This window comes from Sessilibacter sp. MAH3 (assembly GCF_054658275.1).
Window position 1 is genome coordinate 28,749 of sequence record NZ_BAAGIE010000012.1, and the last position, 26,625, is coordinate 55,373.

Sequence of the window (26,625 nt, forward strand, 5' to 3'; positions counted from 1 at the left end):
AGATGAATAATGTACTGATATTGTTAATTTTTGCTCCAGCATTTTCTTTAGTTTTGCAATTGCTGAGATTTTTTGCCATAAAAAATATTTCGGCAGCTGGTGTTCAAGCCGAAAAAACGACCTATTATTTAGTGATGCTGCCAATACTGGCCTGTTTGTTGGGCGTATTGGTGTTAAGTATTAATGTTATTTTGCACGGCCCGTCTAGCCACCATATTAGCAACTGGTTTGGTTCGAGTGATTACGATTACAAAATTATTTTTGTAATCGATTATTTATCGATTGTGTACGGGCTGTTGTCGCTAACATTATTAGGCACCATTTGCTATTTCTCTAAACGTTATCTTCATAAAGATCCGGGATTCCATCGTTTCTATTTATTATTTACGATATTTTGCTGCGGTCTTTTAATCGTAGCCTTTGCCGGTATTTTAGAGATATTAATTATTGGCTGGGAGCTGGTGGGTATCTCTTCGGTATTATTAATTGCTTTTTATACCACACGAGACGGCCCGCCACGCAATGCACTGTATGTTTTTATTATTTATCGTTGCTGTGACATTGGTTTAATAACTGCTGCATTATTGTTGCACTACTTTACCCATCACTCCAATTTCGAGTTATTAGAAAACTCTTATTGGTACGGAATAGAAGCACCACACGATGGTTTATTGATTATAGGGTTGTGTATATTATTTGCCGCTTCTGGTAAAGCAGCTTTATTTCCGTTCAGCTCGTGGATTCCTCGTGCAATGGAAGGACCAACGCCGTCGAGCGCGATTTTCTATGGTGCATTATCGGTACACTTAGGCCCATTATTGCTTTTACGCAGCATCAACTTTTTTGCCGAAAGTCAGTTATTAATGACACTGTTATTGGTAATTGGTGTATTAACGGCGCTAATCGGCTTTTTATCATGGCAGGTGCAAAACGATATTAAATCAAAATTAGCCTACGGCTCGGTAACTCAGTTGGGAATTATTGTTTGTGAAATTGCCTTAGGTTGGGAAATATTAGCGCTAATTCACGTAGTAACCCACGCAAGCTTAAGAGCGCTGCAAATTTTACGTGCGCCAAGCTTATTACAAGATTACAAGCTGATTAATCAAATGCTTGGCCATTCACTTGCCGCAACTCGAGAATACGATCATAAAGTCAGCCGTTTTCGCCAATTTATTTATCGTATTTCGCTGGAACGTGGTCTGCTCGAAACCTTCTGGAAAGACCGATTTCTCGGCACCTTAAAAATTATCATTCTGAGTTTTGATCGCCTAGATAACAACATTGCGGCAAAACTTGGGAATGCTGCCACCGACAACAAAAATACCGTTAAAGGAGACGAAGCATGAGCAACGTCTTAATTAATCATTCTCTGCATTCACCGTCTCATGATGCGATATCAATTGCTAACAGTAATAATCCGCAACAATTTCGCACCTGGCTTATTTCTGTGTTATCGGCAGCAGCCATTGTTATGGCTTGCGCCTTAATATCCAAGGGATTATTCAACGAGCACTCGAATTTAGATTTAACACCTTATTTACAAAGTTTGGTGGTACTAATCAGTTTCATTCTAATATCGGTGTTTTCACCCTCTTGGTCTACCACCAACCGAGGTTTTATCAGTGTATTAATCTTTGCGATTTGCAGTTGCTTGCTGATATTTACCAATAATGCACTTGCTAGCCTCGGTTTGGTTTTTCTTGCGTATATTTTTTTAGTCGTTAGCGAAAAGAATAAGCCTGTGCTTTTACGTCTGTTAATAATTTACGGGGTGGTGATTTTTGCTCTGTTTATAGTTAGCAACCTGATTACCGGTTCACAAGGTGCTGCTTTTCAAGGATTATCCATTGCCGCCTACTTGCTGATTCTCGGTGGATTCCCATTAGCAAGCTGGTATGGAAAACTTTACGAAAATTCTTCTACCGGTATTTGCGCGGGCTTTTTGGTGGTACAAGGTTTGTTTGCCAGCAAAAGCGCGTTGTTTATTCCGGAGTCTAGCAGCTTAATTCACGGTATTTTCTTGATTGTTGCATTGCTGTCGTCATTGGCAGCTGCGTTTCAGGTCAACGCCAAACGTGGTTTTGCAGCAATGGCCGCCAGTCAATTGTTGTTCATAGCGTTTATCGCCATGCTACCATTTGATGGCTTAGCCAAAGCAAAACTGTACATTATTGCGGTATTTACCTTAGCAACTCCGGGCGTGATATTAACCTTTGGCGCCTTGGAATCTAGGGTTGGTCATCTGTCACTGTTTTCACCGCAGGGAAATTACAGTTCTTATCCACGTCTCGCAAATACACTGTTGTTTTTCAGTTTATTGAGCGCAGGATTTCCGTTATCACTGGGATACGTAGGTATAGACCTGTTAGCCGAAATCGTGTTTTCGCACGAATCGTTAATTATGTTCGGTTGGATGGTCGTTATTTCTTTGAACGCAATATTTTCGATCAGAAGCTTTTTGTATCTTTGCCTCGGATCACCAGAGCATGAAGAAAATATTGATATGATGACCAGTAAATATTACCTGGCCTGCGGGTGCATTGGATTTTTATTCTTAATTGCTTTTTTTATTTAAAGGGACTGAATTTAAAAGGACTATATTTAAAAGGACTAAATTTAAAAAAAGAACTTTTTAGAAAACTAAAAAAAGAGAGCGGTTGTGCCCGCTCTCATCAAAGGCCTGAGCCTATTGCAACGTAAAGACTTTTACTAAAATCGGACTATAGAGTGGGTTTAAATTGTATGGTTTCTACTTCTATATTCCGATATTTTGCTTGCGCAACGTATTCTTTTACCAGTTCAACTACATCAAATGCCACCGATTTTGAGTTAGAAAAATCGAGGATCACCCGTGAATCTTTAGGGATTTCATTCAATTTTTTAAGAATGCTCGGCTTGTTAAAAAACGAGACTTCTTCTGCTAACACAATATGATGGGTTTCTTTGTCACTGTTAGAATCAACGATTTCTCTGAAGTGGTAAGAGTTGCGGTAGCTGTGTTTTAAGGTGAAGAAAACACCCACAACCAAACCGGCAACAACACCCGTTAATAAATCGGTAAACAACATTGCGACAATGGTGGTTAAAAATGGTAACGCTTGTTCAGGACCGTGCTTAAACATCAACTTAAATACCGATGGTTTAGCCAGTTTGTAGCCGACGACCATCAGAACTGCAGCAAGCGACGCTAACGGAATTAAATTCAGCATGTTTGCGACAGTCACAACACTAATCAGCAAAAAGAAACCGTGCATAATCGCTGAAAGTTTTGATTTAGCACCGAAGGTAATGTTCGCAGAACTGCGCACGATCACTTGGGTTATTGGCAAACCACCGCATAAACCAGAAACAATGTTACCCAAACCTTGCGCTTTTAATTCGCGATTGGTTGGCGTGGTATTACGCATTGGATCAAGTTTATCCGTCGCCTCAACACTTAATAAGGTTTCAATGCTGGCGACAATAGCAAGTACCAAGGCAACGCCAATAACTTCCACACTCAGTATTTTACTAAAATCCGGAAAAGCGATTACCGCACTTAGCTCATCAAAGCTTTCAATAACTGGTAGAGTCACCAACTGAGCTTGGTCTAACGGTTTGCCGTTTAGAGCCAATAGGTAAGACGTTAATATACCCAGTAATACAACAACAATTGGCCCTTGAATTAACTGGAATATTTTATGGCTTTTGGCTAAATATTTATCCCAAAAAATTAAAATAGCCAGTGATATCAAAGAAATTGCAATTGCCGTTGGCGACATTAACGCTAATGCATGCTCAATAGCAGTTACGGTATTTTCTCCATTAATTTGCGTAAAAGATTGTTCACCTAAAAAGTCGGCATGCCAACCAAACAAATACGGAATTTGTTTTAGAATAATCAGCAAACCAATACCGGTTAACATACCCGCAATAACAGACGTTGGGAAAAAGTACGCGATAAATCCAGCCTTTGCATAACCTAAAATCAGCTGAAAGATACCCGCCAAAACCACGGCAACTAAAAATACTTCCCAACCACCTAAAGAAGAGATTGCATCAAAAACGATAACGGCCAATCCCGCGGCCGGACCACTTACCCCCAATCTTGAACCACTGGCAGCACCGACTACAATACCACCAATAACACCCGAAATAATTCCGGCAAATAACGGTGCACCTGAAGCTAGAGCAATACCTAAACACAATGGTAAAGCTACGAAAAAAACTACAATACTCGCTGGTAAATCACTTTTGATATCTTGAAATGATACATCCAATTTCATTTCCAGTATCTCCAATTAACTGTTTGAAGCTATTTTTTGCTCTGCATAGCTTTCATTCATTTCAACGAATGAACGAGTTGCAGAGTCGAAGCAATGAATTTTTCCCGTGGCGATATCATAAACCCAACCGTGAAGTTCGATTTGATCGCTGGCTAATTTTGCAGCAACCGCGGGATGAGTTCTAAGGTGCTGTAATTGCTGAATTACATTTTCCTTGGTTAATTCATCCAAGTGATCTTTATTTAATTGGCCGTGTTTTTCTTTTAAAACCGCCGTAGCACATCGACAATGTCCCAGCCATTCCGATACATGAGGTAAGGACTCTAATTTTTCGGGCTCCAAGGCACCTTTCATTGCGCCGCAATCGGTATGACCGCAAACAACAATATGACTAACACCCAAAGCCGCGACAGCGAACTCGATCGATGCGGTCATGCCGCCGGTTTGATTACTGTGCGGGGGAACTATATTGCCGGCATTGCGACATATAAATAAATCACCTGGCTCAGTTTGCGTAACTAAGTTAGGATCAATGCGGGAATCTGCACAAGTTATGAACAACACCTCCGGGTTTTGCCCGGTAGCAAGTTTTTTGAACGCCGCTTTTTTTTCTGGAAATATTTCCCTTTGAAATTTGGCAATACCAGAAATTACATGCTGCATAGAAATTTCTCCAAAAGATTAAAAGTTTGAGGTAAATCACAATCGTTAAAAAGTCTGTTAACTTAGTTTGGAATGAAAGCTCTATAGAAAAAAATAGGAACTGGTGATCACACTTTCCTATCAAGCATTAATTTTCATGTGCGGATAAACATATGCCCAACAATAAAATGCCTTCGGTGAATCAATTACGTTATTTCGTAACCGTGGCCCACGAGAACAATTTTCGGCGATCGGCCCAAGTGCTTGGAATCAGCCAACCGACGTTAACGAGCCAAATTAGCACACTGGAAAAAAACCTTGGGGTTACTCTTTTTGAACGTTCTAGAGTTGGCACTCAACTTTCGCCCCAAGGCAGAGCATTGCTGGAGTACGCGGAGGCAGTTCTACAGGCTTCTTTAAGATTTGAAGAAAAAGCGCGCAATATTGCGGAGGGATCGGAGACTACTTACCGTTTAGGAGTTCCACCAACGCTCGGCCCCTACCTATTACCGAGCATTTTGCCTCAGTTGCACAAAATGTTTTCAAAATTACGATTTTACGTGCGAGATGAAGCACCAAGAAATCTTGAAGAAGGTCTATTAAGTGGCGAGTACGATTTGGTTATTTCGCCGTTTGTCTTAGACTCGCCGCAGTTAGTTTCGTCAGAATTATTCACAGAACCACTCAAATTTGTAATACCCAGTGATCACAGATTAGCCGGTCAAAAATTTATCAACCCAATAGATATACGTGAAGAAAAGGTTTTGACTCTAGAAAATACGCATCATTTCCATTACGAGGTGCTGGAAATCTGCCAAAAACTGGGCGCAAAGGTCTTAAGAGATTACGAAGGCACCAGTTTGGACACATTGCGACAAATGGTTGTTATGGGAATGGGTGTGGCATTTATGCCGGGGCTTTATGTTAATTCTGAGTTACACAGACCCGAAGAGCTTCACGTGTGCGAGCTGTTAGGTAAACCCATTGTTCGACACCACAGCTTAGTTTGGCGAAATACTTCTCCGGCTAGAAATTTCTTCAGAGAGTTGGCAAGTCATATTCGAGAAATTATTGACTTGAATTTAAAACACGCTGTGACCGTTATTGAAAATTAATTCGATCAATACATTTTCTTCGGAATTTATGTTTAAACGTTAATGCCTCTGTTAACAAAAACAGAGGCATTAAACTTAAAGAACCTCTGATTAACTCTTCGGTGATTTAATCAGAGGACATAGACTGAAAATTCTAATTCCTTCACAATTTACATCTCAGATCTTTCTTGAAATTGGCCACTCTTTTTTATTACTGGGAGCTCCGGTTTGTTTTACTGCAAGCTTCAGGTTAATGGGAGTTTCTTTAACGGTGAAAATTGATTTTAAAGATTACGTTTAATTTCAGAAAATAACTCGATAAATTCCTCAGTTTATAAATACATTTCAGCCCATACCAATGTTAATCTGTCAGTTAATGGTGGATATTAAACTCGGATTTACGACCAATTTTCGAACGCCATGAGCGTGATGCTCATCGAATTTATTTGTCTTACACCATTTGCCCAGACTATTGATATCCAACTTTGCGCACTGCGGCCTAACACTCCATGTCACCTGATAAGGTGAACATTGTTGATCGTTATATTTAGGGCCGGTAGTTGAACCCAAGTATTCAACTGGCGCACCGGTTGAAATTGGCAGGTTTGCCGGTTGGAATTTCCCGTTTAATTTATTGGGCGCTAAATCAAAATCGGAAAATTGCATGGCTGATGAATCGTTCACCAAAGTAAAGACCTGCGCCTCAACACGTAATTCGGGATTTAAACACGCTTGTGACGAACAAGAGCCTAAACCTGCACCGGGCTCGGTATTGCAAGAAGTATGAACCCAATGTACTTCTATGGTATCACCGGGTTTTAGACCGCCACAGATATCGCCCGATGGAATTTTTTGTTCTCGCGTAGTTAACTCTGTGCTGATTGTACATTGGTAACCGGTATGATCACCCTCACCGCCCATTATGGAAAACTCCTTAGCTTTATGTTCGGCATTGGTGTGTAAATGAATGTTGCATAAATTGAGTTCGGTGCTCGGCATGGCAAGCCTAAATTCCGTAGAATCCTCACCTAACAAAGAATCGATATCTCTTGGGGCTTGCGGGCCGTAGTTTTCACAGCCACCAAACGGTGGAGTTACCGCCGATTTATGTCCGTCACTTTCAGCAAAGGCGGTCATCGCCCAAACAGGTATAGAGTAAAACGCAAATACACCAACGCTCTTTAATACTTTCACAATCAACCTCAGCATGTTTGTTGTTGTTTTGCTTCAGTCGCTTTTTAAAAACTGACGAATGCATTCAACAATTTGATATTTATTTGTCTTAAATGTAGCCAATAAACCAACCAAATAAAGCAGACATGCAAAAAATATTAAAAATAAATGCATCTTATAAAAGATAATGTTTTTTCAAAAAAATAATTCGTTATTTTTTTATAAAAAAACCAAAATCTTGTATAAAAACCAGCAAATCAAAAAAAGAATTATCTTTCATTCCAAAACTCTTACGCATATCATAAAAACACGTTATTTCAAAACACTGCCAAAAACAGAGATCAAACAAAATTACGTTATTGAAAATACACTTGGCGATTACAAAATTATATTTTGAATAAATATTTTCAAAATGGTACTTTAACAACCATAGATTATTTCCACACACACGATTTTCAAGCAAACGATTTACATGCGAACAAAGAGTATTACTTAATGGACCATCAGTTTTGGCTCAATAAATGGCAAAAAAATGAAATAGGATTTCATGAGGGTGATGTTAACCGCCATCTTTTCGAATTTGTCACGGCGTTAAATTTAGCACCGAGTGACGTGGTCTTTGTACCTTTATGCGGTAAAACCCACGATATTCACTGGCTGGTTGAACAAGGCTTTAAGGTGATAGGTATTGATCTTAGTGAACAAGCCATCAATCAGTTATTTACAGAAATGCAATTATCACCGGTAATTGAAGAAATTGGAGCATTAAAACGTTATCACAAAGATAACCTAATTGCATTTGTAGGCGATTTCTTTCAATTATCGCCAGAAATAGTAACCGAATCGCTACGAACATTATTTTCGAGCCAAGACGCATTTATCAAGGCTATTTACGACCGCGCTGCATTGGTCGCATTACCAACCGAAATGCGACCAAAATACGCAAAGCATCTGCAAACCATTGCAGCTAGAGCGAAACAATTAATTATTACCTACCAATACAATCAATCAGAGATGGCCGGGCCGCCGTTTTCGGTAACCGATGATGAAATCCTGCTTCATTACGCCGATAATTACGAGACAACACGCCTAGCCCATGAAGTTCCACCACAAGGTTTACGCAATCTCTCAGAAGTCTATGAAAGTGTTTGGCTGTTAACGCCTAAGCTCCCCGCGGGAATCGTTATTAAGGATATTAACGAATGCCCGCAATACATAGAACAAATTAGCCAATGGCACTTTGAAGAATGGAATCACTTGTACCCTCACGATACGCAGGAAGACTTCCGAAATTGTTTGCTAGACAGCAGTCGTAACCACTCCACGAATGCGCCAAAATCGTGGTGTATGTTTCACAATAATGAATTGGTGGGAACGGCATCGTTCCTATCCAGTGATTTACCCTGTGAGCCATCTCTAGGGCCTTGGCTGGGTGATATTTATATTCATCCTAGATTTAGAAACCAAGGCTTTGGGCTTATTCTGGTAAAGTCTATATCAGAGATTATTAAAAAGAATGGTTTAGACTTTTATTTATTTACCGAAGATAAAATCGGCTTCTACGAAAAATTAGGTTGGCAAATAATAAAAGAAAGCGTTTATCAAGGAAGAAAAATTTATATTATGAAACTCGCATAAAGTCTAGATCGAGTAGAAACCAGATCAGGTAAATTCTGGATTTTGCTCGCTTAATTTTTTTAAAAATATCATTAATAAAAATTTATCGCTTTGAGCGCTTTATAAAATAAAAAAACCTCGGCTAAAATGTCGAGGTTTTTTCACGACTAGCTCAATTAACAACCCAAATCGATTTGAGCAATTGCGTCGTTAACAGGAATACAGTTGCCAGATGGAACTGACTCTGGAGAATATCGTGTTAAATTAGGATCGTATAACGCAGACTCTAAGAACGTTGTTATATCATCAATTTCTTGCTCAGATAAACCCAAAGGACTTACTCGATTGTCTATCACGCCCACCGGCAATACTTTTTGAGATAAACCGGTATTTTTGAACGCAACCACATCACGCACAGAGTTAAATGAACCACCATGACCAAACACGTTGGTATCGGCTAGATTGTATAACTGTGGAATTTTGAATTTAAAGTTATCGGCCGATTCACCGGTAAAACCACCGCGTCCGCGCGCAGTAGCATCGTCTACCACACCAGTAACAGCAGGATTATTCGGATCAAAATCCGAAAAACCGATTGCGAAGAATACTTGATCTTCGGTTGCACCAACTTCTGAACTCAACGCAGGGCCACGGTGACAATCGCCACAACCCGCTTCACCAAAGAATAAAATCGCACCGCGTAATTCTTGCTCGCTCATGGCATCGGTTTCGCCGCGCAACCAGCGTTGAAACGGTGACTGATTAGCAATAATGGTACGTTCAAAAGCGGCAATCGCTTTACCGGCATCGCCTAAAACATCGCTGCTACCATCGGGATAAGCAGCATTAAATAGCGTTTGATACTCACTGTTTGTTTGCAAGATGGAATCGCCCGTTACACTCATACGGTGTACGCCAAGACCTGCGATGGCTTGAATTTCTATGCCCGCTAATTGACGATTATTTTGCGCTTTTGGCGTGCCGGGTGTTGCCAATACCTCGTCAGCAAGGCCAAGATTTACCAAGCCGCCAACCATATTGCCAAACTGACCGTTCCACAACATAACTTCTTGATAGGTTGCGTTTAATACGGCCGGAGAAGTTACCGGTTGCACATCGGGTCTTAATGTTGGATCGCTTGATTGCGCATCAAAGCCTTCGGCAAGTACTCGACTTTCACCGGCCATACCAAAGCCTTCACCGCCTTCGGCGATACCTTGTAAAATACCCGATTTAAATCCTGCTGCTGCGTGATGGCAAGACGCACAAGACCAAGTACCCACACGATCGGGATTGACACCGTTAGTACCTAAAGCGGTTTCATGATAAAGCCGTTGGCCCAACGCCACTTTTTCTGCCGACAATGGGTTATTAGGATCTTGAGGAATATTTTCATAGTCATCAGAGTCTGGCAGTGTAAACGCGGCAAGGCCTTCGCCACCACTGACAGATTCTAAAGTGGCCGTTAGATCCGCAGACAGTTTTTCTACGGGTGTAGATGAGCTGCTGCTGCCACCACCGCAAGCGGATAAAACCATTGCCGAAGCGAAAGCCATAAAGACTTTTGATTTTGTGAACATGCTGTGTTTCCTAGTGAATAAATATAAGGTGATTTTGCGTCTAACGAATTAGCGCATAATTATTATTTTTGATCGAAACAGAAACATAATACGACCGTAAATACGGGCAATTAGAATTCGGCGCATTAAAAATGATTTAAACGTATTTTCTTTTACAACGTCTGTCTTATTTATAATAAAAACTCCAACAGACTGCATTAAAACTAAAATGCAGAAATTCGAGCTGTAAGCTTAGGTTTGTTTATAAACATTCAAGAAAGATACACTTATTTCGATATACAGATAAAGATAGAACAAGCCATTAAAAAAGCAACGTTCATTTGCTTGAATGAAAAATCATTATTGAAGTATTGACAAAGTCTTTCATGAAAAAGACCAATAGAATTTAAATCAAAATTACGCATACAAAAACAAGAAGCATTTACGACAAATAGTTTTTACAGCAAGAAATATTGACAGAAAAAATAAGCGGTGAAATAACACAAATTCAAGCAGCACACATTTTTACAGTAAATACACTCTTCACTGAAATCCAGACGTACGTTATCAATTCGTAAAAAATTATAAAAAGCGCGAGCGGCTTCTATTTTTTGAATTAACCATTAAGAATCGTAAATAGTGAATTTATAAAATCAAAAAGGGTTAGAGATGAATAGAACAGAAGGCAAACTATTGGCAGAGTAAACAGCAGAGTTAAAAGAGAAGCTCGTTGCGCAACGTAAACTAGATTTTACTGATGAATTGGTAAAAGCGTTGTTGGCCGTCGTCGGACTTATAAGTTCTCACATCATCACTTTCACGCAGAGCCATAAGCGATTTTTTTATTTCTTGATCAGAGCAGCCATGACTACTTAAGTAGTCAATCAACACACTAGAACTGGTATCGCCATGTTCTTTTAGGTATTGAAGTGCTAACTGTGCGGATTGTTGCGCGACAGGAAAGTAAGGAGGACTGTTTGTAAGCTGGCCGTTTTCACTGTGCTGATTATCAGACGTGTGCGAAAGCTCGGTGCTCTCCTGTGAAGAAGCCAACGTTGCCGAAGAAGAACTTACCAGCTGTGTAAATTGTTTAAACAGTTCTTGACTCAAACCGTCTATTTCTAGATCAACATCAATTCCAGCTATTTTGCCTTTCACTTTTATCATAATAACGCTCTAGCAGAATTTTTTCTTCGGATGTGTTGAATTAAATAATATTAAGCAAGTTTAAGCGAAACCAATTTTATCCAAACTAATTTCATCTAAACCAGCTCAAGTCAGGTCAACTTAATTTAAGCCAACGTAATTTAAACCAATTTAGTCAGCTACACACTATTGGAACCTCTCATTTACTCCTCTATAAATTAATCAGAGATTCCTATTAATGGTTATGCATATGGGTAGAATGATCGTTTCCAGAATTATTATGCTGTGCATGGTTATGACCACCAGAATACATTAGCGTCCACACACCAAAACCGATAATCGATAACGCAAAGAAAAGTCTTAAATGTTTATTGTTTAAAATCTTTTTAAATTTGTCGGCCAACATGCCGGTGGCAAATAATGCAGGCAAGGTTCCCAAACCAAATGCACCCATAGCCAGACTGGAGTTCAAGGTGTTTGCTTGCGCCACACTCACAGCCAAGGCGCTATACACTAAACCGCACGGCAACCATCCCCAAACGGCTCCGTAAAGAACAGCTTTTAAGAAACTGGTTACTGGAATGAATTTTTTGCTAACCGGTGCAATATGCTTCCACAGCAATTGCCCAACTCGTTCAAGATGGGTTAAACCCCGCCACCAGTTCGCAAGATACAATCCCATAGCGATGAGTAAGCATCCGGCAATGATTCTTAAGCTTGATAAATATACTTGAGAGAAATTCGGTGATAATGATTTTGCAAATGTTTCGGTAAGTGCAGAAAAAACCAGTGCAATAGTCATATAACTGGCAATACGCCCTAAATTGTAACCAAGAATAATTTTAATTCTTAGGCCAATTTTTGCAGCCGGTAAAGCAAAGCTGAGTGCACTGCAAATTCCACCACACATCGCAATGCAATGGCCACTGCCGAAAAAACCCAAAATAAAAGTAGTGGCTATAAGTGCGTAATTAATATCGGGCATGTAACTTCGAAAACGTTATGAATGAATGCGGCCAGAAAATCGTCTGCCATTTAATGAGATGATTTCTCGTTAACGGGATTTGATGGCTTTTTTTTGGATTCTTGCTCGTCGAATAAAATCCGATGAGCTTCTGTATTTAAGTCATCGTACTGACCGTTGTTAATTGCCCAGAATAAAACTTTTATGGCAATGAACACAAATACCAGTGCAATGGGAACGAGAATGTAGAGAATTTCCACGCATTTCTCCGAGATTAAATACTTAACGGCTTAGAGCCGCGTACGACTTGCACACATCTAAATTAGATGATTTTCGAGTATTTTACTGGACAAGTAAAACCTAGGCATGATGATTTACCAACGGGCCTTTAGATAATCTAGAAGCGTTTATTACAACAATGAGCGAACTCAAGCTCATACCAATCGCCGCCGCCCAAGGCGGAATATAGCCAAACGCCGCCAGAGGCAATGCTAAACCATTGTAAGCCAACGCCCAACCCAGGTTTTGTTTGATCGTTGTTTGCAGCCGTTTTGCAAACTGAATAGCCTGCGGAATTAACGTTAGATCGCCATTCAGTAAAATACAATCGGCTTTGGTTTGAGCGAGATCGGTGGCTTGTGCCATGGCGACCGATACATCGGCACCAGACAGCACGGGTACATCATTGATACCGTCGCCAACCATCATGACAATACGTTGGTGCTGTTGCTGTTCAGAAATACAATCCAGTTTTTGTTCCGGAGAAACTCCGCCGTGGACATCGTCAATGCTTAACTCTTTGGCTACTTGGCTGACAAGGTTTGAGGTATCGCCGCTAAGCAACATCACTTGCATGTGATTTTGGCGACAGGCGTTTATGGCCGGCTTGGCACTAGGACGAATTTGATCTTCTAGGCGTACCCAAGCAATTTGAGAGAAATTCTGTGTTTGTGGCTCTTGGCGACTCAACAACAACCATTGACGGTCGTCTGGCGCTTGAATCTCAATAATTGGGGAGTGCTCTTCGCTCATTTCTAGCATTATCTGCCGACAAAAGGTCAGGTTACCAAAAAAGTAACGGGCGTTATCCACCATTCCCGATACGCCCTTACCGGTGCTAACTTGTACCTGGCTGGCAACACGTTTGTTGCTCCAAGGTTTGAACGCCTCGGCAATTGGATGCCTAGAGTCAACTTCCAAGGCGGCAATAATTTCTAGAGCGTCTTCTGCCTGCCCACTTTTAGGTAGGCACTCACTTACGCTGGGCTTGCCTAGAGTTAGGGTACCGGTTTTATCGAAGGCCACAAAGTTGACCTTTGCCAAGGCAGCGAGACAATTACTGTTTAACACCAACAAACCCGCAGCCCTTAAGCGCGATAACGCACTGGCGTGAGCAGTCGGAGTCGCGAGCGACAACGCGCAGGGACAGGTAACCACTAATACAGAAAGTACAATCCAAAGCGCCTCGGATGGCTCGTGTAACCACCAAAACCCGCCAATGATTGCCGACATTAAGAGCACAGCCGCAACAAAATACGACGATAGTTTGTCGGCTAACGCAATTTGCTGTGGCTTGTTTAAAGAGGCGTTTTCAACCAAACGTTCGATGGCTGATAATTTGGTTTTTTGACCTACCGCCGTTACTTGAACAATCAGAGAAGATTCATTATTCACACTACCGGCTACAACCAGATCGTCGGCAGATTTCTTTACTGGCGATGACTCCCCAGTAAGTAAAGACTCATCAACATGACTTTCGCCATCGACCACAACACCATCACAAGGAATGGATTCACCGGCACCAACGGCTACCCAATCGCCGACGACTAAACTGCGCAATGCCACGGTCTGTCGCGATTGACCAACATCTTCGCGATTTATTCGATTTGCGGTCAGTGGCAATAGCTGAGTAAATTTTGCGTTTCCCAAACTGTTGGTATGGCGAGCGCGCATTTCCAGATAACGACCGAGTAACAATAAAAAGGTAAACATCGATACAGAATCGAAGTAGACCTCGCCTGTTGCTCGAATGGTCGCCCAAATACTGGCTAGATACGCAAATCCAATTGCGATAGCAACGGGGACGTCCATAACCAGGTGCTTTTGTTTTAAGGCCCGAAACGCTGCTTCAAAGAAAGGTCGCGCACTGAAAAACACCACGGGAGTTGCGATAATTAAACTTACCCAACGCAAATACACCAGCCATTCTTCGGAAGCTCCAGCATAGAGCCCGACCGCCACCATGCCGACTTGCATCATGCCAAAGCCTGCGACACTGAGGCGCATTAAAGCCTTGCGTTTCTCGCGCTGGCGAATAAGCAGCTGTTGATCTTCACTGGCCGGAGTTAACACATAGCCAATGCTGGCAACGGCAGACATGATTTCACTGAGCTTCACTTTGCTCAATTGCCACTGCAACACAAGCTGCTCCGTTGCGGCATTAACACTGACTTTATGAACGCCATCGAACGCATTGAGTCTGTGCTCAATCAGCCAAACGCACGCGGCGCAAGTGATTCCAGAAATATGAAAACGTGCTTGAACGAAGGGCTCTGATGAATCGTCCGCGACATCACAGGGAAAGACAAATTCTTCCTGCAATTGCGGCAAATCATAAGCTTGATAATTTATGGATGACGCTGAATCTGGCTTTTGATTGAGCTCTGAGCGAAATTGATAGAAATTTGCAAGACCATTACCATGAATCGCCTCGGCGACCGCCTGACAACCTGGGCAACAAAAACACCGGCGTTGGCCATCAAGGGTTGTGACGAATTCGTTGGTGTCTACAACCGATAAACCACAGTGATAGCACGGACTGTTCCCGGCAGAATTCATGGTAAATGTCTCATCCGAAGCTATTTAAGTTCTGGAGCCTGACCGATTAACTTCACGTCGGTCTGGAAGGCAAAATTAACCTCACCATTTAGCCGCCAACGTTCAAACGCTTCATTTTCTTGAGCTTTTAAATCTTCAGGATCAACCAGAGCCAAAGGAATGTTCGTTGGCAACAAACGCAAGTACCAGCGATTTTTGAGAGGTCGATCCAAATCTGCGCGATAGTTAAATGGCGCAAATTCTTTCATTTCTAGAACCTGATCAAGGTTTTCATCAACCGGATGATCTAGATACAGATATAAGACTGAAGGCAGTTCGTCGCCAGAGTCTTTAGTCATGACTATGTTGACTTCGCCTGTTAAGAAGTCAAATGCAATACGCGCGGTAACACCCATCTCGTAGGCGTGTTCTACCTGCTCAAGACTTTGGTTAATTAACCGACCCTTTTTGTAGTAGTCATCGGTTATAACATCGTCGCCATATTTAAAGGCTGTGGTAACCATAATGCTTGAAAGAATAACCGAGGCAATTAAGGGTATTAATAAGAACCACGCCCAGCTTTCTTTGTACCAAGGGTTACTCGATTTTTCGGGTTGTGCCACCATGAATTTCCGCCAGCTGTTATGACTTGATTGATATTGGGGCCAGCATTGTAAAGTAAAATTAGAGATGAACCTACGAAATAGCGTGAATCTTTCTCGTTATTTCTTTGGCAATGGAAGATAAAAACCTAGCCACCGCGCTAAGGGTTTAAATAACAGGGTTAACAGATAAAAAATCAGGTGTTAATCGGCGAAACATACCTGAAATACACACTCAAAAAATCGGCGACTTGATAGAAAAAAGCTAATAAAAAGATCGCTTTTATCTTATGAAATCCTTAGCTATTCATTATCACGGCGTGATACAAAATTCAGTAAGTTCGCCAAAATAATTCCATTAAAATTTCGTTAAAAAATGTTTCTAAAATCTGTTAATGAAATCCCTGACAAAAAACCACTCATTTACTCGTTCATGATTTAATTGAGAGATAGAAATTGAAAACGCAATTTTCAATTTCATCATAATTGTAATCTCTTACCGCGCCTAAAATTGACGTCATATACTTGCGTCACGATAAACTCTAGAAACCTTTGAGTTATTCAGAGCTTTTTATACACGATAGAGAAAACCATTATCCAGAAGATTGCCATCTAGAAAAGTATTGCTTAGAAAAATATAAAAAGTCGGCTTAGCCAGCTACATTTTATTTATTTAAAAACACACGAGCTTTTAATACGGCTTAAAAAAAGCCTCAAATAGATATCTATTTGAGGCTTTCTATTTTTTAATGAGTCTCTGGACCAATAAACGATGTTTTGTTTTTTGCCGTTAACTTTTCATCTTCACGCGCGGTAACCGTTAAATAAATTTCTGTTTTTGTAGTCTCCAACTGCTCTCTTGGAATTGAGACTCTAACAGGCACGGTAAACACTTCGCCCTCTTCTAAAAATACCGGTTTGTGCGTTAATTCAAAACCTTCTGCACCGATAACACCAATATCGTAATAATGATCAATGCGATCCATATTGCTGATTTTTAAGGTGTACACATTCACAATGTCGTCGCCGCTAACACGATACATTCTTACACCTCGGTCGCGTTCAACGTTAAAAGACAAAGGCTCGCGATCAGACAAGGCGTAGACAAACGCGGCGAACATTGCAACCACCGCAAAGCTGTAGCCGAACAGTCTCGGTCTAAAAAAGTTGGTATGACCGGTTTCCAGAGCATCCTGCGAGGTAAAGCTGATCAGTCCACGAGGATAATTCATTTTATCCATTACCGAATCGCAGGCGTCCACACATAAACCGCAGTTGATACATTCGTATTGAAGGCCGTCACGAATATCGATATCAACTGGGCAAACCTGAACACACCAAGAGCAATCGATACAATCACCCTTACCTTCGGCTTTGTAATCGTCACCGGGTTTGCGTGCACCACGACTTTCACCGCGACTGGCGTTGTAGTGTACCGCTAAGGTGTCTTTATCGTACATAACCGATTGGAAGCGCGCGTAAGGACACATGAATTTACACACTTGCTCACGCATCCAACCCGCGTTCAAATAGGTCATACCAGCGAAAAAGAGTGTCCAGAATGCCGCTGCAGGATGAATATTCCAGCCGACGCTACCATTATCATTAACACTAGGAACAAAACCCAACAGCAACTCACGTACCGGCGTAAAATAACCAATAAAGGTTACGCCAGTTATAAACGCTATTGCGATCCATAAAAGATGTTTGGACGATTTCCGGATTACTTTATTGGTGTTCCAAGGTTGACTATCCAATTTAATTCGCTTGTTTCGGTCGCCTTCGCAAATTCGCTCGGCCCACATAAACAACATGGTCCACACCGTTTGCGGACAGGTAAATCCGCACCATACGCGTCCAACCAAAACGGTAACCGTAAATAGGGTAAATGCCGAAATAATTAATAGCCACGCCAAAAACATTCCGTCTTGTGGCCAAAAGGTCATCCACAAAATATGAAATTTACGCTCTGGTAAATCAAATAAAACCGCAGGGCGACCATCGATCATTAACCAAGGAAGAATGACGAAACCGAGAAGAAGCGGCAGTCCCGTGTACTTTCGAATATTTTGATAAAATCCACTGATCTTACGTACGTAGATCTTATTTGCAGCCTGATATAGGTCGGAATATTTTTTATCCGAATGATCGGGGTCAGAAATTTCTTTTGTGGGTATTTTGTCTAACACGGGGGCACCTAACTCTTCACGGATATTTAATTACATTATTTAGAATGGGAAACTCTGAGTATTTACGAGTTTCACGCGATACAAAGATGCATCGCCAACTTCGATTAACTTAAAATGATTGAAGTTGTGAAGAAATTGGAAATTGCGCTTTCAATTTCTGAGCTTTAAAAAACCAACTAAAAGTTATTTTAAGGTCTCAATTGTAGTTATTATCACGCTCTTAATATCACTCTCTCAAGCGAGAGTTTTCTGTATCACTTATCTATTTTGTAAATATAAAACAAATAAATTCCTAAACTTCGTGTTATTCTAAAATAAAAAATTTAACTTGGTTTGCACTATCTCAAATATATTTGATTATTTTCAAATCTTGCCTATTTTCAGACAAAAAAATAGGCCGCTCTGTAACAGAAGCAGCCTATTTCGATATTCATAAGAGTAACTTATGTCAGCTTATTCAAAATCTTGTGACAGTGAATAAACATAAGCCGTTAGCAAATGAATTTTATCTTCACGTAGTTTATCGCCTTGCGCAGGCATAACACCGTTACGGCCATTACGTAAAGTTTGGCGAATACCCGCAGGAGAACCATCGTACAACCAAATATCGTCGGTTAAGTTTGGAGCACCGGTGATATATTGGCCTTTAGCATCGGCACCATGACAGATTGCACAATTTTGCAAGAATAATTTAGAACCAACTTCAGCTTGTGCTGCGTCATGCTCGCGGCCAGAAACACTCAAAACGTATTCGGTAACTTGAGCAATTTTCTCTTCACCTAAGATACTACCCCAGGCTGGCATAGCAGCACGACGGCCATTTGTTAGAGTTGCTTTGATAGCGTCTGGTGTACCGCCGTACAACCAATCGTGATCGGTTAAGTTCGGAAATCCAAAGTTACCACCAGCATCTGCACCGTGACAAACTGCGCAGTTGTTCGCAAACAAGCGAGCACCCATTTTGTTTGCACGAGGATCTTGTGCCAACTCTTCAATGGACATCTCGTTGTAAACACCATAACTCTCTTTATAGCTTTCAAGCGCTTTTTCTTGCTCAGCTTCAAGTTGATTTACAGAGGTCCAACCTAAAAGACCCTTCCACGAACCTAAACCTGGGTAAGCTGCAAGATAAAACACAGCAAAAACCATGGTTAGAATAAACATTTGGAACCACCACTTTGGCAACGGGTTATCGTATTCTTCGATACCGTCATACACGTGGCCGGTGGTTTTATTTTCAGGATCTGCATCATCGCGAACGGCAACTTTCTTGTTCGCTAACAATACCCACAAAACTAGAACTAAATTGGCCAACGTTAAAACGATGATCCATAAACTCCAGAAAGTACTCATAACTATTTATGCCTCTCTTCCCCAGACTCTGGCTGACCAGCTTCACCCTCAGGATTATTTTTTGTGTTGGCGTCATCGGAAAAAACTAGGTTTGAAGCTTCTTCAAATTGCTTTTTGCGTTTTGGTGAAAAAGCCCACCAACACACACCAGCAAATGCAATCATTACTAGTATTGTTGAAATGCTACGAAGCGCATTGATATCCATAATTTTTCCGATAACAGTCGTATGTTGATTAACGTTTTTGTTTCAACAAAATTCCGATATTTTGAAGGTAGGCCACTAGAGCATCGATCTCAGTAACACCTTCTACCGCTGCTTTAGCACCAGCAATATCTTCATCTGTGTAAGGAACACCAACTTTACGTAAAGCTTCCATTTTTGCAGCCGTGTGTTCGCCATCTAAATGGTTGTCAAACAACCATGGGAATGCTGGCATATTGGACTTAGGCACTACGTTACGAGGGTTATACAAGTGAGCTTTGTGCCAGTCGTCTGAGTAGCGTTGACCAACACGAGCCAAGTCTGGACCCGTACGCTTAGAACCCCACAAGAATGGATGCTCATAAACCGACTCGCCCGCTACTGAGTAGTGGCCGTAGCGCTCTACTTCTGCACGAAGAGGACGAACCATTTGCGTATGACAAACATGGCAACCTTCGCGGATGTAAATATCACGGCCTTCTAGTTGTAGAGCAGGCCATGGTTTTAATCCAGCTACTGGTTCAGTAGTTTGCTTAAGGAAGAATTGCGGAACAATTTCCACCAATCCCCCGAAGCTGATGGCGACAACAACTAAAATCACCATCAAGAAGATATTCTTTTCGACTATGTCATGATTTTTCATGTGTTATAACTCCAGACTTAAGCCGTTTGGGTTTGTGGCATTGAAGAATCGTCTTCAACTTGGCTTGCTTCAGGTTGCTCAGCACCTAGAGTTCTAAACATGTTATAGGTCATGATTAACATGCCCAGCAAGAACATAGCACCACCAATAACACGTACGGTATAACCTGGGTAACTCGCCGCTACAGATTCAACAAAGCTGTAAGTCAATGAGCCATCAGAGTTAAATGCACGCCACATCAAACCTTGAGTAATACCGTTTACCCACATGGAAGCGATGTACAAAACAGTACCAACGGTCGCCAACCAGAAATGGGTGTTAACCAATTTAACGCTCCACATTTCTTTGCGGTTAGTTAAAACAGGAAGTAAGTGGTAAACCGCACCAATAGAAATCATCGCAACCCAGCCTAATGCACCAGAATGTACGTGACCAATGGTCCAGTCAGTATCGTGCGAAAGTGCGTTCACAGTTTTGATCGACATCATCGGACCTTCGAAGGTCGACATACCGTAGAAAGAAAGGGAAACCACTAGGAAACGTAGGGTTGGATCGGTACGCAATTTATGCCATGCGCCTGATAAGGTCATGATACCGTTGATCATACCACCCCAAGATGGAGCTAATAGAATCAAAGACATAACCATACCCAAGCTTTGAGCCCAGTCTGGTAATGCTGAGTAGTGAAGATGGTGAGCACCAGCCCAAATGTACAGTGAAATCAACGCCCAGAAGTGAACAATTGAAAGCTGGTAAGAATAAACAGGACGACCCGCTTGTTTGGGTACGAAGTAGTACATCATGCCCAAGAAGCCAGCGGTTAGGAAGAAACCTACTGCGTTGTGACCGTACCACCACTGCACCATCGCATCCATCGCACCTGCGTAGGCAGAGTAGGACTTAGTCAAGGTAACAGGAATAAAGGCACTGTTAACGATATGAAGCACTGCGATGGTAATAATGAATGCACCGTAGAACCAGTTCGCTACATAGATGTGCGAGGTTTTACGCGTTGCAATAGTACCAAAGAATATGATCGCGTAAGAAACCCATACCAAAGCGATCAAAATATCGATTGGCCATTCTAGCTCGGCGTATTCTTTCGCAGAAGTCATACCCATTGGCAAGGTAATTGCTGCAAGAACGATAACTAATTGCCAACCCCAGAATGTAAACGGAATTAAAATTCCACCAAACAATTTGGTCTGGCACGTACGTTGAACAACGTAATAGGAAGTGGCAAACAGTGCACATCCACCAAATGCAAAAATAACCGCATTGGTGTGAAGCGGTCTTAAACGACCAAAATGTGTATACGGCTGAAATATATCGTTCAGCTCAGGCCAAACCAATTGAGACGCGATCAGTACACCGACTGCCATACCGACCACGCCCCAGATGACGGTCATAACAGCGAACTGACGTACGATTTTAAAATCGTACGCCGGCTGCTCAACTGCAACAGAATGACTTCCCATAGCGACGTCCTAGACTAATTAATGAATATTTAGAATTTTTAATTCGGATAAATACCTGAATAACCGGATATTTAATGTGCTTTTTTCTACCCTAAAGTGCACTTATATATTCAGCGGTATATTAGAGAGGCTAATGAACTCTAGCTTGACTCTCATCAAGCTGTTAGAACTTTAGCTTAAGCAAAACCCAACAAAAGCAGAACTCTTGCTGGGGGCATGTCTCTAAGCTCAGATAAATAGCGCGAATATTAAAAAAACAATTACTTTCGAAGCTCAACTAATACCGTTTTAAGTATGCAGAAATAGCCCTTTTTCGATGGTGCGATAATATAACGCAAACATCGTCTATTAAGCTTTGATCCAAAAGTGGGAAAAACCTACCGACCAATAATTTTTTGGATTAGTGCTAATTGCCCAATTGTTAAGGGCAACATACTTAATCTGATACAGCAAGTAACGGACAATCTATAAAGCTTGCTGGATTTTCTATTACCAATCCAACACAAACTCCAGTTGCCTCGGTAAACGCAAATACAACTAAAATCTGGCGCTTACGTCTGTTTTTATGTGATGACATTTTGTGTAGGGCAGCAAATACACGGTATGGTAGTTGCTGCCTTACAAACAAAATTAAAAGTTGTTTCTGCCTTTATTGGCCGCAATTCTCATTCTTAATGCATTCAGTTTGATAAAGCCTTCGGCATCTTTTTGATTGTATGCACCAGCATCGTCTTCAAAAGTTGCTATTTTTTCATCAAATAAGCTGTCAGCAGATCTGCGGCCTACAACTTCGACATAACCTTTGTACAATTTGATTCGAACGTCGCCATTTACAACCTGTTGTGATTGATCGATGGCGGTTTGAAGCATTTTTCGTTCAGGACTCCACCAATAACCGTTATAAATCATTTCGGCGTATTTTGGCATGAGGCTGTCTTTAAGATGAGCTACTTCACGGTCTAGCGTAATGGACTCTATGGCCCTATGCGCTTTTAACATGATTGTGCCTCCCGGAGTTTCGTAACATCCGCGAGACTTCATTCCTACATATCGGTTTTCAACAATATCCAATCGGCCAACACCATTTGCGCCGCCAATTTTATTAAGCGTCGCCAAAACAGTCGCAGGTGACATTCTCTCACCGTCTACGGCGACGATATCACCTTTTTCAAAGGTCAATTCTACGTAGGTCGGCTTATCAGGAGCTTGCTCAGGAGCAACACTCCAGCGCCACATATCGGCTTCAGCTTCGGCCCATGGGTCTTCTAGAATGCCGCCTTCATAGGAAATATGAAGTAAGTTAGCATCCATAGAATAAGGAGACTTTTTCTTGTTTTTAGCAAAATCCACAGGGATTTGGTGCTGCTCGCAATAATCCATTAGTTTTTCGCGGGAAGTTAAATCCCACTCACGCCACGGCGCAATAACTTTAACACCGGGTTTTAATGCGTAAGCACCCAACTCAAATCGCACCTGATCATTACCTTTGCCGGTAGCACCATGAGCAACAGCGTCAGCACCGGTCTCATTAGCGATTTCGATCATACGCTTGGTAATTAAGGGACGGGCGATAGAAGTACCTAATAGGTATTCGCCTTCATAGATGGTGTTAGCGCGAAACATTGGGAAAACGAAATCGCGAACAAATTCTTCGCGCAGATCATCGATATAGATTTCTTTAATACCAAGAGCTTTTGCCTTGGCACGTGCAGGCTCAACTTCTTCGCCTTGGCCGATATCTGCAGTAAAAGTAACAACTTCACACTGATAGGTTTCTTGAAGCCATTTAGCGATAACAGAGGTGTCTAGACCTCCTGAATAAGCAAGCACGACTTTTTTAACTGCAGACATGGGTACTCCTGAATTACTTTACGGAACCCTTATTTTGGGCGGCGCGCATTGTAACGGGAATTTAGCACAATTCCCAGCGTTTATAATCAATTGCTTAAGTTTTTAAAAGGCTTATAAAACATCTATTCCTAATGACTGGAATACAGCACAACATGAATAAACTTTAGGTGGATTCTAGCTCAAATAACCTATTACGCTTGATAAATAATACAAATGCCCATGGCAAATATTTAAAAATTTTTGAGCTCTCCAAAATTAATCACTCAAATGCAGCTAAGAGAGATAACTCTGCGTAAAACCAGTCTGGAACAATAGTTACTAATTATTAAAAGCTGGCTGTCGATTACATCAGCAAATAAATTGCAACTTATAATAAAACGCCACCTTTCAATTAACGTAAATGATTCGTAGCAAAATAAAATAGCGATTAACCGGGAGTTTGCCAATGTGAAAACTGTATCGCTACTATCAACGATGATAAGTAGTTGAAATTGTAGAAAATTAAAAATCAGCGTTTTGGTTGTTACGCGCAATTAAAACAAGGGTATGTGAATCAGACATCCCTAAAATTAATTGCAGAGAAAATAAAACACAATAACAATTAATTGAGCTAGCCAATTATATCGGTACCGCCCCTTTAGACTTTGGTCTAATGAAAATTCGAATTCAAAGCCTTTTTATATTGCTTAAAAGATTAAAATAACGTCTCAACTACAGAGGTTTTTTTTCTTCCATCATTTTTTCGTCGTCATTCTTGTCCTCGATCATCATCTTTTCTTCTTCCATGGTATTTTCATCAATACCATCAAAAGCAATTTCTGGAAGCGGATTTTTACTCAAACGAATGGTTACACGTCTATTTTCGGCCCTACCCGATGGAGTTCGATTCGATGCGACGGGGTATCGCTCGCCATGCCACCGCACCCAAATTTTTGACTCATCGACGCCACCTCTCACTAGGGAGTTTTTTACAATCTCGGCGCGACGCTTAGAAATTTCGAGATTTTCTGCACGAGTCCCAAAGCTGTCGGTATGACCATCAATGTAAATTGATTGAACGCCAGTTTGTGCATTAACAAATGTGAGAATTCTTTGTATTTTTTCTTCCGACTCAGAATCTAACGAGTTTTTACCGCTGGCGAAACTAATTGAGATTCGCTCGACCTGTTCGAAATTTACCGGGAGCAATGTTGCTAAACACTCCAAATACTTATCGTAGGCTCCACGGAAATTAACATTCGAGACACTTACCACGACCGATGTCTCCGGATCGAATCGAGAGCGGCGAATTACCTCTACTTGTAATCCTTGATATAACGACTCAATGACTCTATTGGTTAATTGCGCGTCTAAATCGAGCGTTGTTTTGCCCTCGGAAACATCAACAAAACCTAAAGGCGTTACCTCTCCACCAGGCTTCCAAAACGGACTAGTGACTCGAATCGCCGCTCGACCGGCTTTCATTTTTGGTAAATCAGAGAACAGCTGGAAACTTACCGCAAGACCCGCGCGATGAGTAATAACCGCTTCCCCAAAATTTGGGATAATCTGCGACATTCGGCATTCGTATATGGAGCTTTGTACATACCATTCACTGGACTCAAGCGCTGGACGAAAACTCACAGCACCGGCAAAAGCAGCATGAAATACGATCGTTACGAACAAAATTACGCAGAAGTAAATTTTAAGAAGAGTTCGTTTAATGAAAAGTCGCACGTTTCTGAACTAACCTTTAGTTTTCAATTTTTTGGTAGGAGCATATCCATAAGTATGGACTGCTTTAAAAGATGCGACAGTTATTGACCGGTTAATTGTGTATAGAAATAAACCTACTGAGGTCAAAATTACCCAATGCGTTGTTTAGCGCGACATACGGTTTCCTGTTATCATCCGATGAATTCTAAACTGCTAGGAAGTCTCAACCGCAATGAGTGAGTTAACAACGCTTACAATTACCAAACCGGATGATTGGCATATTCATTTAAGGGATGGTGAAGCGCTCGCCCAAACCGTAAAAGATGCAGCTCAAACTTTTGCTCGCGCTATTGTAATGCCCAACTTGGTACCACCAATTACCACTGCCGAACACGCTGTCGCCTATGCTCAAAGAATTAGCAGCCATGTTCCGAGCGATTACTCGTTTCAACCACTAATGACCGTGTATCTTACCGATAACACCACACCAGCTGACATGATTGAGGCGAAAAGGGCCGGCGTAGTCGCATGCAAACTATACCCTGCGGGCGCAACGACTAATTCAGCTTCCGGCGTTACCGATATCAAGAACATTTATCGAGTTATTGAAGAAATGCAGCGTCAAGGCTTACTTCTTTTGATACACGGCGAAGTTACAAGTGCTCATATTGATATTTTCGACCGCGAAAAAGCCTTTATTGATGCCACACTGAAAACTCTTACGGCTTCTTTTCCGGAGCTGAAAATCGTTTTTGAACACATTACTACCGCAGATGCAGCTCAATTTGTAGAAAGCAGTAGCGACAACATTGCTGCTACAATTACAGCACATCATCTACTATTCAACCGTAATCACTTGTTAGTGGGCGGAGTAAAACCTCATTACTACTGTCTCCCGGTCTTAAAAAGAAATACGCATCAGGCAGCCTTAATTAAAGCGGCTACCAGCGGTAATACGCGTTTCTTTTTGGGTACGGATTCTGCACCTCACGCGCAGACAGCGAAAGAAGCAAGCTGTGGTTGCGCTGGTTGCTACACCGCGTACACAGCTATAGAGCTTTATGCGCAAGCATTTGAAGATGCTCAAGCGCTCGATAAGCTAGAAGCGTTCGCGAGCTTTAATGGTGCCGACTTTTATGGATTGCCCAGAAATAAAGAAACCATCACCCTGCAAAAAGCGCCTTGGACGGTTCCTGAGTCGTTACCACTAACGTCTACCAGCCGGGTAATACCTCTGCTTGCCGGGGAAACATTGAATTGGAAACGCATTGGCTAAAAGCGACCTTCACAAAAAACTAAACACCTAATTTTTTATTTTATTGTACGTGCCA

At 41.5% G+C, this 26,625-nt stretch carries 21 protein-coding genes; 5 read left to right on the top strand and 16 right to left on the bottom strand.

Features of this window, described 5'->3' with window-relative positions; translation table 11 throughout:
* Window positions 1-2 precede the first annotated feature (2 nt).
* Entirely contained in the window at window positions 3-1,349 is a 1,347-nt protein-coding gene (locus ACYQ2C_RS09120; protein WP_460101874.1) for a proton-conducting transporter transmembrane domain-containing protein, read from the top strand.
* The gene (locus tag ACYQ2C_RS09125; RefSeq protein ID WP_460101872.1) at window positions 1,346-2,578 is read left to right on the top strand and encodes a hypothetical protein; all 1,233 of its coding nucleotides are present in this window, start codon (window positions 1,346-1,348) and stop codon (window positions 2,576-2,578) included. The genes ACYQ2C_RS09120 and ACYQ2C_RS09125 overlap by 4 nt, the downstream gene beginning before the upstream one ends.
* Before the next feature lie 145 nt (window positions 2,579-2,723).
* On the opposite strand, the gene ACYQ2C_RS09130 is transcribed toward ACYQ2C_RS09125, so the two are convergent.
* Window positions 2,724-4,268, bottom strand: a complete 1,545-nt coding sequence (locus tag ACYQ2C_RS09130; protein WP_460048400.1) for a SulP family inorganic anion transporter — start codon at window positions 4,266-4,268, stop codon at window positions 2,724-2,726.
* A gap of 15 nt (window positions 4,269-4,283) precedes the next feature.
* On the bottom strand, window positions 4,284-4,931 hold the full coding sequence (locus ACYQ2C_RS09135; protein WP_460048401.1) for a carbonic anhydrase: 648 nt from the start codon (window positions 4,929-4,931) through the stop codon (window positions 4,284-4,286).
* A gap of 152 nt (window positions 4,932-5,083) precedes the next feature.
* Here ACYQ2C_RS09135 and ACYQ2C_RS09140 point away from each other — a divergent pair, with 152 nt between their 5' ends.
* Window positions 5,084-6,025 (top strand): hydrogen peroxide-inducible genes activator, encoded by a 942-nt coding sequence (locus ACYQ2C_RS09140; protein WP_460048403.1) that lies wholly within the window; start codon window positions 5,084-5,086, stop codon window positions 6,023-6,025.
* Window positions 6,026-6,373: 348 nt separating this feature from the next.
* Here the strand turns inward: ACYQ2C_RS09140 and ACYQ2C_RS09145 are convergent, their stop codons facing one another.
* A complete protein-coding gene (locus ACYQ2C_RS09145) occupies window positions 6,374-7,198 on the bottom strand; it encodes a delta-class carbonic anhydrase (protein WP_460101869.1) in 825 nt (274 codons plus the stop codon).
* Window positions 7,199-7,672: 474 nt separating this feature from the next.
* On the opposite strand from ACYQ2C_RS09145, the gene tmpT reads away from it, so the two are divergent.
* On the top strand, window positions 7,673-8,815 hold the full coding sequence (gene tmpT, locus ACYQ2C_RS09150; protein ID WP_460101867.1) for a thiopurine S-methyltransferase: 1,143 nt from the start codon (window positions 7,673-7,675) through the stop codon (window positions 8,813-8,815).
* A 155-nt stretch (window positions 8,816-8,970) separates the two neighbouring features.
* Here the strand turns inward: tmpT and ACYQ2C_RS09155 are convergent, their stop codons facing one another.
* The 13 genes from ACYQ2C_RS09155 to ACYQ2C_RS09215 form a co-directional block, all read right to left on the bottom strand.
* The gene (locus tag ACYQ2C_RS09155) at window positions 8,971-10,374 is read right to left on the bottom strand and encodes a cytochrome-c peroxidase (protein ID WP_460101865.1); all 1,404 of its coding nucleotides are present in this window, start codon (window positions 10,372-10,374) and stop codon (window positions 8,971-8,973) included.
* 723 nt (window positions 10,375-11,097) lie between these two features.
* Window positions 11,098-11,520 carry a hypothetical protein gene (locus ACYQ2C_RS09160; RefSeq protein WP_460048406.1) on the bottom strand — a complete coding sequence of 141 codons (423 nt, stop codon included), beginning with the start codon at window positions 11,518-11,520 and terminating at the stop codon, window positions 11,098-11,100.
* 214 nt (window positions 11,521-11,734) lie between these two features.
* Window positions 11,735-12,484: a sulfite exporter TauE/SafE family protein gene (locus ACYQ2C_RS09165; protein ID WP_460101862.1), complete on the bottom strand. Its 750-nt coding sequence runs from the start codon at window positions 12,482-12,484 to the stop codon at window positions 11,735-11,737.
* Between the two features lie 50 nt (window positions 12,485-12,534).
* Window positions 12,535-12,723, bottom strand: coding sequence for a cbb3-type cytochrome oxidase assembly protein CcoS (ccoS, locus tag ACYQ2C_RS09170; RefSeq protein WP_460101860.1), 189 nt, complete (start codon window positions 12,721-12,723; stop codon window positions 12,535-12,537).
* Between the two features lie 100 nt (window positions 12,724-12,823).
* The gene (locus tag ACYQ2C_RS09175) at window positions 12,824-15,301 is read right to left on the bottom strand and encodes a heavy metal translocating P-type ATPase (RefSeq protein WP_460101858.1); all 2,478 of its coding nucleotides are present in this window, start codon (window positions 15,299-15,301) and stop codon (window positions 12,824-12,826) included.
* Window positions 15,302-15,321: 20 nt separating this feature from the next.
* A complete protein-coding gene (locus tag ACYQ2C_RS09180) occupies window positions 15,322-15,906 on the bottom strand; it encodes a FixH family protein (RefSeq protein WP_460101856.1) in 585 nt (194 codons plus the stop codon).
* A gap of 722 nt (window positions 15,907-16,628) precedes the next feature.
* Window positions 16,629-18,071 (bottom strand): cytochrome c oxidase accessory protein CcoG, encoded by a 1,443-nt coding sequence (gene ccoG / locus ACYQ2C_RS09185; RefSeq protein ID WP_460101854.1) that lies wholly within the window; start codon window positions 18,069-18,071, stop codon window positions 16,629-16,631.
* A 453-nt stretch (window positions 18,072-18,524) separates the two neighbouring features.
* Window positions 18,525-19,424: a cytochrome-c oxidase, cbb3-type subunit III gene (gene ccoP / locus ACYQ2C_RS09190; RefSeq protein WP_460101852.1), complete on the bottom strand. Its 900-nt coding sequence runs from the start codon at window positions 19,422-19,424 to the stop codon at window positions 18,525-18,527.
* Between the two features lie 2 nt (window positions 19,425-19,426).
* On the bottom strand, window positions 19,427-19,630 hold the full coding sequence (locus ACYQ2C_RS09195; protein ID WP_460101850.1) for a cbb3-type cytochrome oxidase subunit 3: 204 nt from the start codon (window positions 19,628-19,630) through the stop codon (window positions 19,427-19,429).
* A 28-nt stretch (window positions 19,631-19,658) separates the two neighbouring features.
* Window positions 19,659-20,270, bottom strand: a complete 612-nt coding sequence (ccoO, locus tag ACYQ2C_RS09200) for a cytochrome-c oxidase, cbb3-type subunit II (protein WP_460048415.1) — start codon at window positions 20,268-20,270, stop codon at window positions 19,659-19,661.
* 17 nt (window positions 20,271-20,287) lie between these two features.
* Window positions 20,288-21,748, bottom strand: a complete 1,461-nt coding sequence (ccoN, locus tag ACYQ2C_RS09205; protein WP_460048417.1) for a cytochrome-c oxidase, cbb3-type subunit I — start codon at window positions 21,746-21,748, stop codon at window positions 20,288-20,290.
* Window positions 21,749-22,378: 630 nt separating this feature from the next.
* Window positions 22,379-23,599, bottom strand: coding sequence for an argininosuccinate synthase (locus ACYQ2C_RS09210; protein WP_460048418.1), 1,221 nt, complete (start codon window positions 23,597-23,599; stop codon window positions 22,379-22,381).
* Window positions 23,600-24,310: 711 nt separating this feature from the next.
* Entirely contained in the window at window positions 24,311-25,264 is a 954-nt protein-coding gene (locus tag ACYQ2C_RS09215) for a MotY family protein (RefSeq protein ID WP_460101847.1), read from the bottom strand.
* A 262-nt stretch (window positions 25,265-25,526) separates the two neighbouring features.
* Here ACYQ2C_RS09215 and pyrC point away from each other — a divergent pair, with 262 nt between their 5' ends.
* Window positions 25,527-26,570 (top strand): dihydroorotase, encoded by a 1,044-nt coding sequence (gene pyrC / locus ACYQ2C_RS09220; RefSeq protein WP_460101845.1) that lies wholly within the window; start codon window positions 25,527-25,529, stop codon window positions 26,568-26,570.
* Window positions 26,571-26,625: the final 55 nt, after the last annotated feature.